Annotated in this window: 10 protein-coding genes; 7 read left to right on the forward strand and 3 right to left on the reverse strand. The window is 64.4% G+C overall.

The window, feature by feature from the left end; genetic code table 11:
• The first annotated feature begins 307 nt into the window (after positions 1-307).
• The 5 genes from rpmB to uvrD all read left to right on the forward strand — a co-directional run bounded on the left by rpmB (position 308) and on the right by uvrD (position 6,145).
• Positions 308-544: a 50S ribosomal protein L28 gene (rpmB, locus tag XALGPE39_RS00785; RefSeq protein WP_010342733.1), complete on the forward strand. Its 237-nt coding sequence runs from the start codon at positions 308-310 to the stop codon at positions 542-544.
• Positions 545-554: 10 nt separating this feature from the next.
• Entirely contained in the window at positions 555-722 is a 168-nt protein-coding gene (gene rpmG, locus XALGPE39_RS00790) for a 50S ribosomal protein L33 (RefSeq protein ID WP_169411268.1), read from the forward strand.
• Between the two features lie 161 nt (positions 723-883).
• On the forward strand, positions 884-2,302 hold the full coding sequence (gene cls / locus XALGPE39_RS00795) for a cardiolipin synthase (RefSeq protein ID WP_045726584.1): 1,419 nt from the start codon (positions 884-886) through the stop codon (positions 2,300-2,302).
• Positions 2,303-2,407: 105 nt separating this feature from the next.
• On the forward strand, positions 2,408-3,832 hold the full coding sequence (locus XALGPE39_RS00800; RefSeq protein ID WP_045726585.1) for an FAD/NAD(P)-binding protein: 1,425 nt from the start codon (positions 2,408-2,410) through the stop codon (positions 3,830-3,832).
• 111 nt (positions 3,833-3,943) lie between these two features.
• Positions 3,944-6,145 (forward strand): DNA helicase II, encoded by a 2,202-nt coding sequence (gene uvrD, locus XALGPE39_RS00805; RefSeq protein WP_045726586.1) that lies wholly within the window; start codon positions 3,944-3,946, stop codon positions 6,143-6,145.
• 82 nt (positions 6,146-6,227) lie between these two features.
• On the opposite strand, the gene XALGPE39_RS00810 is transcribed toward uvrD, so the two are convergent.
• The gene (locus XALGPE39_RS00810) at positions 6,228-8,165 is read right to left on the reverse strand and encodes a M61 family metallopeptidase (RefSeq protein WP_045726587.1); all 1,938 of its coding nucleotides are present in this window, start codon (positions 8,163-8,165) and stop codon (positions 6,228-6,230) included.
• Between the two features lie 389 nt (positions 8,166-8,554).
• Between XALGPE39_RS00810 and XALGPE39_RS00815 the strand changes: the two genes are divergently transcribed.
• Positions 8,555-9,001 (forward strand): universal stress protein, encoded by a 447-nt coding sequence (locus XALGPE39_RS00815; protein WP_045728853.1) that lies wholly within the window; start codon positions 8,555-8,557, stop codon positions 8,999-9,001.
• 44 nt (positions 9,002-9,045) lie between these two features.
• On the opposite strand, the gene XALGPE39_RS00820 is transcribed toward XALGPE39_RS00815, so the two are convergent.
• The gene (locus tag XALGPE39_RS00820) at positions 9,046-9,333 is read right to left on the reverse strand and encodes a DUF2782 domain-containing protein (protein WP_045726588.1); all 288 of its coding nucleotides are present in this window, start codon (positions 9,331-9,333) and stop codon (positions 9,046-9,048) included.
• A 93-nt stretch (positions 9,334-9,426) separates the two neighbouring features.
• Between XALGPE39_RS00820 and polA the strand changes: the two genes are divergently transcribed.
• Positions 9,427-12,195 carry a DNA polymerase I gene (polA, locus tag XALGPE39_RS00825; protein ID WP_045726589.1) on the forward strand — a complete coding sequence of 923 codons (2,769 nt, stop codon included), beginning with the start codon at positions 9,427-9,429 and terminating at the stop codon, positions 12,193-12,195.
• Between the two features lie 629 nt (positions 12,196-12,824).
• Here the strand turns inward: polA and hemF are convergent.
• Positions 12,825-13,724 carry an oxygen-dependent coproporphyrinogen oxidase gene (gene hemF, locus XALGPE39_RS00830; RefSeq protein ID WP_045726590.1) on the reverse strand — a complete coding sequence of 300 codons (900 nt, stop codon included), beginning with the start codon at positions 13,722-13,724 and terminating at the stop codon, positions 12,825-12,827.
• Positions 13,725-13,844 lie beyond the last annotated feature (120 nt).

The raw sequence follows: 13,844 nt of genomic DNA on the forward strand, positions 1-13,844 counted from the left end.
GTCGGGTCGGCTTGCCATCATCGCCCGCACAGCCGATCAAACCGGCCGGTGTGTGGACAATTTGCGCAAGCCATTGATCCCCTGCATAATACGCGGCTCGCTGTGCCCGGTTCTGGTCGGGCTGGCGGCTGGAAGCGCGATCTCCGGCCGGCCTTTTCCAGCGTAACCGCTTGATTTCCCACGTCGCGTGGTGGCCGCAAGGCGACCGGGGCCGCCGTCTCCCAGGCTATGGGTGACCCAACCTGCGGATCCTTCCGCAAGAGCCCGGCGCTCCATGGCCGGACTTCCAACACGATCGAGGTGCGTAATGTCCCGCGTATGCCAAGTATCCGGCAAGCGTGTGCAGACGGGTAACAACGTCTCCCACGCCAACAACAAGACCCGTCGTCGCTTCCTGCCTAACCTGCATGAGCGTCGCTTCTGGGTTGCCAGCGAGAACCGCTGGGTCAAGCTGAAGGTTTCCGCGCACGCGCTGCGCACCATCGATAAGAACGGCATCGACACCGTTCTGGCTGAGCTGCGTGCGCGCGGCGAAAAGGTTTGAGGAGTAACCCATCATGGCAGGCAAGCGCGATAAAGTCCGTATGATTTCCTCGGCCGGTACCGGTCACTTCTACACCACGGACAAGAACAAGAAGAACACCCCGGGGAAGATGGAATTCCTCAAGTACGATCCGGTCGTGCGCAAGCACGTCCTGTACAAGGAAGGCAAGATCAAGTAATCGGCTGATCGCAGGATCGCCATTGCTGCTCGACACACAACCCGCCATCTGGCGGGTTGTGTGCTTTTGGGCCCGGCCTACGGCCCACAGGGTCTGGCGGGGAGGCTTGCGTTTGCCCGTATAGTCCGCAGAATCGGGCGACCTGGGTGACGAGCATTGCGATGCTGCCGGTCTGGTTGGAAGGCACATGGCTGTTGGCGCTGGACTGGCTGATCCGGCTGGTGGCGTTGCTGTGGATCCCCACCCGCACCACCCCAGGCGCCGCGCGCAGTTGGTTGTTGCTGGTGGGTTTTGTGCCGCTGTTGGGGTTGCCGTTGTACCTGTTGTTCGGCCATCCCTGGTTGTCGCGCGAACGCATCCGCCGTCAGGCGCTGGCCTCGCATGTGATCCGCGAGCAGCAGGGGCCGCTGACCGCGCTGCGCTGGACACCGCCGGCCGATACCGTGGTGGCCGAAGTGGTGCCGTTGGTCGAGCGTCAGGGCGATTTCATGCCCACCCACGGCAACACCGTGGAGTTGCTCGACCGTTACGCGGCATCGTTGCAGGCGTTGATCGAGGACATCGATAAGGCGCTCGAACGTGTGCATCTGCTGTACTACCTGATGTTCGACGATGCGGTCGGTGATGCGGTGGTCGCGGCCCTGCTGCGTGCCGCCGCGCGCGGTGTGCGTTGTCGTCTATTGCTGGATGCGCGTGGTGGCCGTCGTGCGCTGCGCCGCTACCGCGCCGCGCTGCATGCCGGCGGGGTCGAGGTACAAGCGTTGTTGCCGGGCGGACTGCGTTGGCGCCGCAGCGGGCGTATGGACCTGCGCAACCACCGCAAGATCGCGGTGATCGACAACCGTGTCGGTTATATCGGTTCGCAGAATCTGGCCGCACCGGATTTCGTGCCAGGCCATCCCAACCGCGAACTGGTGGCGCGGGTGCAGGGGCCGGTGGTCGCGCATCTGGAAGCGGTGTTCGCCAGCGATTGGTTCATCGAGACCGGGCAACGTTTGAGTGTGGCGGCCGCCACCCCGGCGTGCGATACCGGTGTCCCGGCGCAACTGTTGCCGAGCGGTCCGGCTTATCCGTTCGAGAACGCGCGCGATGCGGTCAATGCGTTGATCCATCAGGCGCGGCGGCGGATCGTGATGGTGACGCCGTACTTCGTGCCGGACGAGGCCACGCTCAGCGCGTTGCGCATCGCCGCGCTGTCTGGCGTGGAGGTGCAACTGATTCTGTCCGAGAGCAACAATCAACCGCTCAGTGCCTGGGCGCAGGAGGCGTGCTACGACGAACTGCTGCGCAGCGGGGTCAAGATCGCGTTGTATCGGCCGCACTTCCTGCATGCCAAGCACCTGAGCGTGGACGAGGGCATCGTTCTGGTGGGTTCGATCAATCTGGACATCCGCTCGTTCGCACTCAACGCGGAGATTGGCATGCTCTGCTATAGCGCCGATGTGCTGCAGCGGCTGCGGGTGGTGGAGGCGGAGTATTTGGCCGATGCGCGGGTGCTGTCGCTGGAGACATGGCGCAAGCGGCCGGCGTGGCGGCGCAGTCGCGAGGGGATCGCGCGCTTGGCCGATGCGCTGATGTGAAATGCACGCGCGCGCGCGCATGATGCTGCGCGGATGCGCCAGCGGTCGTGATTGCCTGGGTTCTCATCGGCCTGGCATACCAGGCCTTCGCTTACAATTGCCAATATGAGCGAGTTTCTGCCCAGCAAACTGGTCGAGGACGATTGCGATGTCGCCATTATCGGCGGCGGCGCGGCCGGTGTCCTGGCTGCATTGCATCTGCTGCACCAGGCTGACGGGCCGTTGCGCTTGCAGTTGATCGAGTCGCAGCCAGCGCTGGCGCAGGGCGTGGCCTATGCGACACCCCGCGCGGAGCATCTACTGAACGTGCCGGTCGGGCGGATGAGTGCCTTCGCCAACGCGCCGGAGGATTTTCTCGATTGGTTGCAGCAGCAAGCGCTGTATCCGCAATTGACGCGTGATGCATTGGCGCAAGCCTACGTGCAGCGTCGCCATTACGCCGTCTACCTGCGCGCGCGTCTAGCGCAGGCGCAGGCGACGCGCCCGGCGCGCTTGCAGTGGCGTCAGGCGCGGGTGTTGGCCATCCAGCCGGATGCGGCCGACGGCCACGTGCTGCATTTGCACGATGGTCGTCGACTGCGCACCGCTGCCACGGTGCTGGCGCTGGGCAACAGCCTGCGTCCGTTGCCGGCACGCGGTGCCGCCAGTCTGCCCGAGTCGGTGCGTGTGGAAGCCTGGAATTACCCGCAGCTATGCGAGATCCCGCGCGAGGCGACGGTGTGCATCGTCGGTTCCGGCCTGAGTATGGCCGACAGCGTGCTGACCCTGCTGACCAACGCCCATTGCGGTCCGGTGCATGTGGTCTCGCGGCATGCGTTGTTGCCGTTGCCGCATGCCGCGCACGGCACCCCGGCCGACTTCGATCCGCAAGCGCTGTTGCCCCTCTCGCTGCGTCAGCGGCTGCGCGCGCTGCGTGGATACGCCGCCGCCGCGCAGGCGCACGGACACCCCTGGCAGAGCGTGATGGATCGGGTGCGACCATTCGGCCAGGCGCTGTGGCAATCGTTGTCGACGACCGAGCAACGCCGTTTTCTACGGCATACGGTACGTTACTGGGACGTGCACCGGCATCGCGTCGCCGAGCCGGTATACGCGCAGTTGCAGGCGATGTGCCGTAGCGGCCAGTTGCGCGTGCACCGCGCGCGGTTGGAGAGCGTGTCTGCGCTCGACACCTGCGTGCAGGTCAACGGAATGGGGGCCGATGGGGTTGCGTTGCAATTGCAGGCGGATTGCGTGATCAATGCGACCGGCGTGGAGTTGCGTGTGCAGACCATTCGCAATCCACTGCTACACCAGTTACTGGCCAGTGGTCACGCGCAGCAGGGTCCGCATGGGATCGGCCTGGCGACCGGTGCCGATGGTGCGCTGCTCGATGCGCATGCTCGCGCCGATCCACGGATCCGCGTCCTCGGCAGCTTGCGTATCGGTGACCTGTGGGAAAGTTTGGCGATCCCCGAACTACGGATGCAGGCGCAGGCGACCGCGCAGGCGTTGCTGAGCCTGGAACCGCCGCTGGCACTCGCGCGCTGAGGCAATCCTGCTTGCCGACGATGGCAGCGCTAGGGCTGTGACGCAAAGCTGTCGCCAATCGCGCGGCATCTATCGCCGCCCATGCACGGCGGCACCGGCTAAAATACCCGGGTGGATGTCTCTCATTTGCTCGATGATCTGAACCCCGCCCAGCGCGAGGCCGTCTCCGCACCGCCCGGCCATTATCTGGTCCTGGCCGGTGCCGGGTCCGGCAAGACGCGTGTGCTCATCCATCGCATCGCCTGGCTGCACGAGGTGCATGGGGTGCCGGTGCATGGCATGTTCGCGGTCACCTTCACCAACAAGGCCGCTGGCGAGATGCGCCATCGCGCCGACCTGCAGTTGCGCAACGGCAGCCGTGGCATGTGGATCGGTACGTTCCATGGCCTGGCTCACCGTCTGTTGCGCCTGCACTGGCAGGACGCGCGGTTGCCGGAGAGCTTCCAAGTGTTGGATGCGGACGACCAACTGCGGCTGGTCAAGCGCGTGGTGCAGCAACTGGAGCTGGACGAGGCCAAGTTCCCGCCCAAGCAGATCGTGTGGTGGATCAACCAGCAGAAGGACGAAGGCCGCCGCGCGCAGCACATCCAACCCGAGCCGCACGATGTCTGGATCAGTACCCTGCGCAACGCCTATGCGCTGTACCAGGAGCGCTGCGACCGCGCCGGACTGGTCGATTTTGCCGAGTTGCTGCTGCGTGCGCACGAACTGCTGCGCGACACGCCTGCGCTGCTGGCGCACTACCGCGCTCGCTTTGCTGAGATCCTGGTCGATGAGTTTCAGGACACCAACGCCATCCAGTACGCGTTCGTGCGCGTGCTCGCCGGCGACACCGGCCGTGTGTTCGTGGTCGGCGACGACGATCAAGCTATTTACGGCTGGCGCGGCGCCAAGGTCGAGAATGTGCAGCGTTTCCTCAAGGATTTTCCTGGTGCACAGACCATCCGCCTGGAGCAGAACTACCGTTCCAGTGCCAACATTCTCAACGCCGCCAACGCGGTGATCGCGCACAATCCCGACCGCATCGGCAAGCAATTGTGGACCGATTCGGGCGATGGCGAACCGATCGACCTGTATGCGGCGTACAACGAAGTGGACGAAGCGCGCTACGTGGTCGAGCGCGCGCGCCAATGGGTGCGCGATGGTGGCAGTTATAGCGAAGCCGCCGTGCTCTATCGCAGCAACGCGCAGTCGCGTGCGTTCGAAGAGGCGTTGCTCGCCGAGCAGGTGCCGTACCGCGTGTACGGCGGCATGCGCTTCTTCGAGCGGGCCGAAATCAAAGATACCCTGGCCTATCTGCGTCTGGTCGCCAACCGTGCCGACGATGCGGCGTTCGAGCGTGCGGTGAATACGCCGCCGCGCGGCATCGGCGACCGGACCCTGGACGAAGTGCGACGGCTGGCGCGTGCGCAATCGCTGTCGCTATGGACCGCCGCGCAACACGCCGCGCAGCAGGGTGGCGAACTGGCCGCGCGCGCGCGCAATGCGCTGGGTCAGTTCCTCGGCTTGATCGAACAAGTGGCCGTGGAAGTGGCCGACTTATCGCTGCCCGAACAGATCGATCATGTGCTGGCGCGCTCAGCGCTGCGCGAGCACTGGGGCAAGGAAAGCCGCAGTGGGCTGGATTCGGAGTCGCGCACCGACAACCTCGACGAACTGGTGTCAGTGGCCTCGCGCTTCGTCCGTGCCGACGCGGAGGATGATGCTGACGAAGCGCGCCAGACGATGAGCGAATTGGTCGCGTTCCTGGCCTATGCCGCGCTGGAGGCTGGCGAGGGTCAGGCCCAGGCCGGCGAGGACGGCGTGCAATTGATGACGCTGCATTCGGCCAAAGGCTTGGAATTCCCGCTGGTGTTTCTGGCCGGCATGGAAGACGGCTTGTTTCCCAGCGCGCGTTCGCTGGAGGAAAGCGGACGCCTGGAGGAGGAGCGGCGCCTTGCCTATGTCGGTATCACCCGTGCTCGCCACACATTGGTGCTCAGCTATGCGGAGTCGCGGCGCATCCACGGGCAGGATAATTACAACGTCCCCTCGCGCTTCCTGCGCGAGATCCCACGCGAGCTATTGCACGAGGTGCGGCCAAAAGTGCAGGTCTCGCGCAGCGCTTCGTTGGGTGCGCCGCGCAACCCAGGGCATTCGCGGATCGAGGCGCCGGCGATCAAGCTCGGCGCCAATGTGCAGCATCCCAAGTTCGGTGGTGGCGTGGTCATCGACTACGAAGGCAGCGGCGCGCACGCGCGTGTACAAGTGCAGTTCGACGAGGCCGGCGCCAAGTGGCTGGTGATGGCCTACGCGAATCTGACGGTGCGTTGACGGAGCCGTTAGCCGGTCTGCACCTCGCGGTATTCAGCGCATGCGCGTGTGAGCGATGCAGGATGCCTTGGACGATTCATGCTCAGTGCCGCGCCGCGATGATCTGGCTCAGGTAATCCGGTGTGCCATTCACTCGCACCAAGTGTGGGTACTGCAAGCCGTCGTGGTAATGCACCGCGACGTCGCGGACGTTGCCTTGGTATTTCAGTGTCAGCACGATCGGTGCGCTGCCGCCCTTGGCCTCGGCGATGGCCTGCTTGAGCGTATCGCGCGAGTAATCCTGGCCGTTGACCGCCAGCAGCGTGGCACCGGTGCTGATCCCGGCCTTGAACGCCGGACCATCCCAGAGCACGTCGTTGATGCTGGCGTCATCGTTCATCACCAGGCCGATCGACCAGGCGAAGTTGTAGCGGTGTCGCGCCGATGGGTGGCTGCCGTCGTATTGCTTCTCGAATTCGCTGGGTTGGTCGGTGTACACCAGTTTCCAGCCGCTGGCTTGTAAGCCTTCCAACAGCGGTGGATCGACCGCGTAGATGCGGCGCTGGAGGTACGTGGTCCAGTCGAAGTGGGCGACGCCATCGAGCGCGGTGATGACGTCCTCGAAGGTGTAGGTCTTGACCGCATGGCTGCCGTCGTCCACGCCGAAGAACGCTTTGGCCACATCGTCCAGCGACTTGCGTCCACCGCTGAGCGCACGCAGCTTGGCGTCCACCGCCAGCCAGACCATCTGCCCGCCGCTGTAGTAGTCCTCGCTCATCTGCCAGCTGCGATACGGCAGCGGCGCGCGATGTGCGGCGGTGGGGTCGTTGGTGGTGTCCTGTAGGGAGCGCCAACGGAATCCGGAACGGTTGCGATCATAGTTGGCCGCAGTCATCGCCAGCGCGTCGCGGAACTGTTGCGGTGTCCACAGGCCGGCGCGCGCGGCCAGCACGTAGCCCCAGTATTGGGTCTGGCCTTCGTAGACCCACAGCAGCGAGTCGCCCATCGGCACGTTGAAGGTCGGTGTCCACAGATCGGCCGGACGCCGGAACTTGCCATTCCACGAGTGGGTGTATTCGTGTGGCAGCAGGTCGCGGTCCGACGGGCTGTCGGTCCAACCAGTGAAATAGTCGGCACTCAGTCCATTTTCGCTGGACTGGTGGTGTTCCAGTCCGTTGCCGCCGAGCACGTCCGACAGCGAGAACAGGAAGTCGTAGTGGTCATAGTGGTGCGATCCGAACAGCTTGATCGCCTGCACTGGCAGGTTGCGATGTGCTTGCAGTTGTTCTGGGCTGATTTCCAGGAATCTGGGTGCATCGGCGACCACGTCCAGGTGGACCGGCGCGCTACCGGGGGGCGTCAGGTCCAGGCGCTTGAAGTAGCGTCCGGCGTAGATCGGCGAGTCGACCAATGTGGTGAAGTCCACCGGTTTGAAGATAGTCGTGGTGCCGCTGTGACTGGCGGTTTCCAGCGCCGTGCCGAATTCCCATCCGGCCGGCAGGATCACGCTTGGCGTCACCGTGATCTGGCTTGTGTCGTGGCCGGCCGGATACAGCGCGACCTTGTTCCATTCCAACTGCAGCATCTTGTCGGTCATTTCGAAGCCGTCGTCGCGGGGCGACAGGTACTGGAAACTGGCTTCGATCGCGCGCACGCCCTCGGGCACATCCACATGAAAGCTGTAGACGTCGAATGTGTCGCGACGCCATGGCAGCGGCACGCCGTTGCCGGTCAGGGTGAGACCGGCGAGCATCGCCACCGGCCCGCTCGGCGAATGATCGCCGGGGATCCATTGCGGATATTGCAGGGTCAGCCGCCCGGCGTTGACCGGGATGGTCTCGTGAACCCGGTAGATGCCCTGGCGCACGTCGCCGACATCCACCTGCAACGCCAGGGTGCCGGGGTAGGGGGTGTTCTGCGGTGCGGGCACGTCGGCGCTGCGGGCGGCCTGCGCATGCGCGGCGCCGCTCAGCGCCAGGGCGAGGCTCAGCGACAACGCCAGGGTGAGGCGAGGAAAGGGAGAACGGAAGGGGGCGGGCATGAACGGCTCCGGGATCGGGAAAATGCGCTGCAGGACGTTAGCATCTACGCTCGGTGTCGGCGCGATTCATATGCACGGATGATGCGGCTGGGGCAGGCATGGGCGTCTCGGATGTATCGGTCCGGCCGCTCACGTTCTGCCTGGAAGATGTGCTTCTCAAAGGCGATGGTGTGCTGGTCATCTGCGCTGAGTGGGCCGTGACGCGGGTGTCGCGATTGGGCCGATGGTGCCGGTGTGCGCTGCATATCGCCCGTGATGCACGGACTTGGCACGCCGCTGCATCGGCTGAACCCGCTCGCGACTGAATTCGATCTCGCTCCATGCGTGCAGTCCACAGTGTGTGTGCAATGCTGCTGTTGTCGCCGTTGATGGCGCCACCGGAGCACACCATGTACCAGCGCATCCTGATTGCCATCGATGGTTCCGAGTTGTCCGCCAAAGGCTTGCAGCATGGGCTGGCGCTGGCCGCCAAGCTCGGTGCGCAGGTGGACATTCTCACGGTTTCCGAACCATGGGCCATGGGCATGTACGATGCCATGGGCTGGGGCGTGGGCTATGAGGCCAGCCCCGAATACCGTCGCGACCGCGAGGCCGGCGCGCAGACGATTCTGGCACCAGCGCTGGCCGCGGCTGCGCTCGCCGGGGTGAGCGCACATGGCCGCCACCTGCTCGACCGTTATGCGGCCGAGGGGATCATCGACATGGCGATCACCTGTGCCAGCGACCTGATTGTGATGACCTCGCATGGCCGTCGCGGCATGAGTCGAATACTGCTTGGCAGCCAGACGGCGGAAGTGTTGGCCAATAGCAAGGTGCCGGTGCTGGTGATTCGCTGAGTCGCCGTGCGCTGCGCCAATCGGCGCAGCGGGGCGTCAACGCGTCACCAGCTGTACAGCTTCCAGTACACCGGCGAGACGTTCTCCTTGTTGCCGTCCATGTGGCCGTCGCCGTTGCGGTCGTACAGGTAGTAGGCCGGGCCACGCGCCGGGGTCACCTTGACCATGCGCAACTGGCCGCCCATGCGGTACTCGTCCACGGTGTCGCCGTTTTCCATCTTGTGTTGGGTCACTTGCGCGCCGCGCATGTCCGCCGGCGCGCCGTCCGGGCCAGTGCCGGTGGAGGCGCAGCCCGCCAGTAGCAATAGCGGGATCAGGATCAGGGCTTTCATCGCAGCGTTTCTCCACGGGCAGGGGAATGGTGGCCGATTATGCGCTGTGCGGCCGTATTCGGTGCGCGCAGGGCGGCAGCGTAGAATTGGCCGATGAGCCGATTAGTCCTGATCGACGGGTCCAGCTACCTGTATCGCGCGTTCCACGCGCTCCCGCCGCTGACCAATGCCGCCGGTGAACCCACCGGCGCATTGTTCGGTGTGGTCAACATGCTGCGCGCCACGCTGAAGGAACGTCCCGAGTACGTCGCCTTCGTGGTGGATGCTCCGGGCAAGACCTTCCGCGACGCGTTGTACCCGCAGTACAAGGCCAACCGCCCGCCGATGCCCGAGGAGCTGCGTGCGCAGGTCGAGCCGATGTGTCAGATCGTGCACGCACTCGGCATCACCATTTTGCGCGAGAGCGGAGTGGAGGCCGACGATGTGATCGGCACCTTGGCCCTGCAAGGCGTGGGCGATGGCCTGGACGTGACCATCTCCACTGGCGATAAGGATTTCGCCCAGTTGGTGCGTCCCGGGGTGCAGTTGGTCAACACCATGAGCGGCAGCCGCATGGATTCGGATGCGGCGGTGATGGAAAAGTTCGGTGTGTTGCCGTGCCAGATCGTCGATCTGTTGGCGCTGATGGGCGACACCATCGACAACGTACCCGGAGTGGAGAAGTGCGGACCCAAGACCGCCGCCAAATGGCTGGCCGACTACGGGTCGCTGGATGCAGTGATCGCCAATGCCGATGCCATCAAAGGCAAGATCGGCGATAACCTGCGCGCGGCGCTGGGGCGGCTGCCGCTGAACCGCGATCTGGTCACGATCAAGACCGATGTCGTGCTGTCCGGCGGCCCGCGCACGCTGGGCCTGCGCGAGCCGGAGCCGGAGCAGTTGCGCGGCTTGTACCAGCGCTACGGTTTCACCCAGGCGTTGCGCGACCTGGACGGTGGTGTGACTGCCCCGCACGTCGCCAGCCAGACCAGCCCTAGCCTGCGCGGTACTGCCGCTGGTTATGCCCGTGCTGCCGCTGCGCCCGATGCTGCGCTGGATCCGGCGTTGGCCGCGAAGGGCCACTACGCTGCAATCACGACGGCCGAGCAGTTCGATGCGTTGCTGGCGCGCTTGCGCGCCGCCGACAGCTTCGCCTTCGACACCGAAACCGATGCCTTGGACGCAATGCGCGCCAATTTGGTCGGACTCAGTTTCGCCATCGAACCCGGCCATGCCCACTACCTGCCCTTGGGTCACGACTATCCAGGTGTGTCGGCGCAGTTGGACCGCGCGCAGGCACTCACGGCGCTCGCACCGCTGTTGGAAGATCCGGCCAAGCGCAAGGTCGGCCAGCACGGTAAGTACGACCTGCATGTGCTGCGTCGCCACGGCGTGCAGGTGCGCGGGTATGCCGACGACACCATGCTGGAGAGTTTCGTGCTCAACTCCACCGCCAGCCGCCACGACATGGACTCGCTGGCCAAGCGCTACCTGGGTTACGACACGATCAAATACGAGGACGTGGCCGGCAAGGGCGCAAAGCAGATCGCGTTCTCGCAGGTGGCCATCGACGATGCCACGGGCTATGCCGCCGAAGACGCCGATATCACCTTGCGCCTGCACCGTGCGCTGTCTGCGCAATTGGAGGCCGAGCCGGCACTGGCGCGGGTGTACCGCGAGATCGAAATGCCACTGGTACCGGTGTTGGCGCGTATCGAGGCCAATGGCGTGTGCGTGGATATCGCCGAGCTGCGCAAGCAGAGCCAGGTGTTGAGCCAGCGCATGCTGACCGCGCAGCAGAAAGCCACCGGGTTGGCTGGGCGCAGTTTCAATCTGGATTCGCCCAAACAGTTACAGGCGGTACTGTTCGACGAGCTGAAGCTGCCCGCCCTGTTGAAAACCCCCAAGGGCCAGCCCAGCACAAACGAAGAAGCGCTGGAGGCCATCGCCGACCAGCACGAACTGCCGCGGGTGATCCTGGAATATCGTGGCTTGGCCAAGCTGCGCAGCACCTACACCGATAAGCTGCCGGAGATGGTCAACCCTGAGACCGGGCGCGTCCACACCAGCTACCACCAAGCTGGTGCCGCGACCGGGCGGCTGTCCTCTTCCGATCCGAATCTACAGAACATCCCGATCCGCACGGAGGATGGCCGCCGCATCCGTCGCGCCTTCGTCGCTCCGCCTGGCCGTAAGCTGATTGCCTGCGATTACTCGCAGATCGAGTTGCGGATCATGGCGCATCTGTCCGAGGATCCGGGCCTGTTACGCGCTTTCAGTCAAGGTGTGGACGTGCATCGCGCCACCGCTGCCGAGGTATTCGGGCGCACGGTGGAGCAGGTCAGCGCCAACGAGCGCCGCGCCGCCAAGGCGATCAATTTCGGCCTGATGTACGGCATGAGCGCGTTCGGCCTGGCGCGCAACCTCGGCATCGGCCGTGGCGATGCGCAAGACTACGTGGCGCTGTACTTCAGCCGCTACCCGGCGGTGCGCGACTTCATGGAGCGCATGCGCGAGCAGGCGCGCACGCAGGGTTACGTGGAGACCCTGTTCGGTCGCCGTCTGTACCTGAACGACATCAACGCCAAACAGCAAGGCTTGCGTGCCGGTGCCGAGCGCGCCGCGATCAACGCGCCGATGCAGGGCACCGCTGCGGACATCATCAAGCGCGCCATGGTCAGTGTGGACACGTGGTTGCAGGATCACCGCACGCGCGCGCTGATGATTTTGCAGGTGCACGACGAACTGGTATTCGAAGTCGACGCTGACTTTATCGAGATAATGTTGCCCGAGGTGACTCGGCGCATGGCCGCAGCGGCAGAGTTGAAAGTGCCACTGGTCGTGGACAGCGGTGTGGGCGATAACTGGGACGAGGCGCATTAAGCTACGGAACCCGCAATGCGGTGGCGTGTGACGACGTCCTGCAGTCAACTGCTGTGTGCAGAGAATGCGGAATTTATGCTGTTTTCCGCGTGAATATTTTGGAATGAATCCGTCCTAAACATGACGAAATTTTAACCAGAATTTTCACGAATGAGAAAGGTAGAAAGTGGTTTCATAACCCTCGACAAGCGCAACGCTTGTCGCGGATCTCCTCCCATCCCCTGGAGCAGATCTAGGAACGGAGACTCCTCCCCAAGTCTCCTTTCCCTGGCCCCGCCGACCCGCCCCTTGGTCTGCGGGGCCTTTCTATTTAGGCCTTAACGTCCTCCATGCTCCCGCGACCGCCAGCAAGTGAGGGGACAGGGACTACCGTGTCGCTGTGTTCGAGTGGATAGATCCATCGTTCAGCGACGATGCCTGCGAGCTGCGACGATGCGTGCAGCCTGCTGTGGTCATGCGCAGCGATGCCTCCGGCGATGAAAGCGAGCAGCCATTCGGACTGAAATGCGCTAAGTCGCGGCCGCAACTTTTCGCATCGCTATGCGGTCGATGCTCAGCGAAAAACGCCTAAATGCGCGTGTGTCCCACCGCCGAGTGCACCATGCGCGCTTTGGCGCGCCGTGGCGTGCTCAGGCCAGCCAGTCCCGTGGCACCAGATACTCAGCCAGACGCGCTTCGGGGCTGCCTGGTTCCGGCTGGAAGCCGTATTCCCAGCGCACTCGTGGCGGCAGGCTCATCAAGATGCTCTCGCTGCGGCCGCCACTTTGCAGGCCGAATAGGGTGCCGCGGTCGTAGACCAGATTGAATTCCACGTAGCGCCCGCGCCGATAGAGCTGAAACTCGCGCTCGCGCTCGCCCCAGGGCAGGGCGCGGCGGCGCGCCACAATCGGCAGATAGGCATCCAGAAAACCATCGCCCACCGCGCGTTGGTAGGCGAAATCGCGTTCGAAATCGGCATGCAGATCGTCGAAGAACAGACCACCCACGCCGCGCGTCTCGTTGCGGTGTTTGAGATAAAAATACTCGTCGCACCAGCGCTTATGCGCGGGGTACCGCTCGGCGCCGAATGGCGCACATAAATCGTGCGCGGTCTGGTGCCAGTGGCGCGCGTCTTCGTCGAACGGGTAGTAAGGCGTCAGGTCGAAACCGCCACCGAACCACCAGGCGACGGTCGTCCCCTCGCGCTCGGCCTCGAAATAACGCACGTTGGTGTGGGTGGTGGGGATATATGGACTGAGTGGATGGAACACCAGCGACACCCCGACCGCGCGCCAGGACGCGCCGGCCAGTTCCGGGCGGTTGGCGCTGGCCGAGGGGGGCAGGCGCGTGCCGGACACGTCGGAGAAGCCGACCCCGGCCTGCTCGAAGACCGCGCCATCGCGCAAAATGCGGGTGCGGCCGCCACCGCCCTCGGCGCGTTGCCACACGTCTTCGGCGAAACGGGCCTGGCCGTCGGCAGCCTCGACGGCGGCACAGATGCGGTCTTGCAGACCAGTGAGATAGTCGCGGACACGGTCGAAGGTTTGCATACCCCTATTCTAGAAGTTTGCCGCCTGGGCGTGTGCGTGATGATGCGCGGTCCGTTGCCGAGGACGCATTGGATTCAGCCGGCGCTGCGTCGCGCCAATCCGGGTGAACGCTGTCCGTGT

It is taken from the genome of Xanthomonas sp. GPE 39 (assembly GCF_000963005.1).
In the GTDB taxonomy this organism is placed as follows: domain Bacteria; phylum Pseudomonadota; class Gammaproteobacteria; order Xanthomonadales; family Xanthomonadaceae; genus Xanthomonas_A.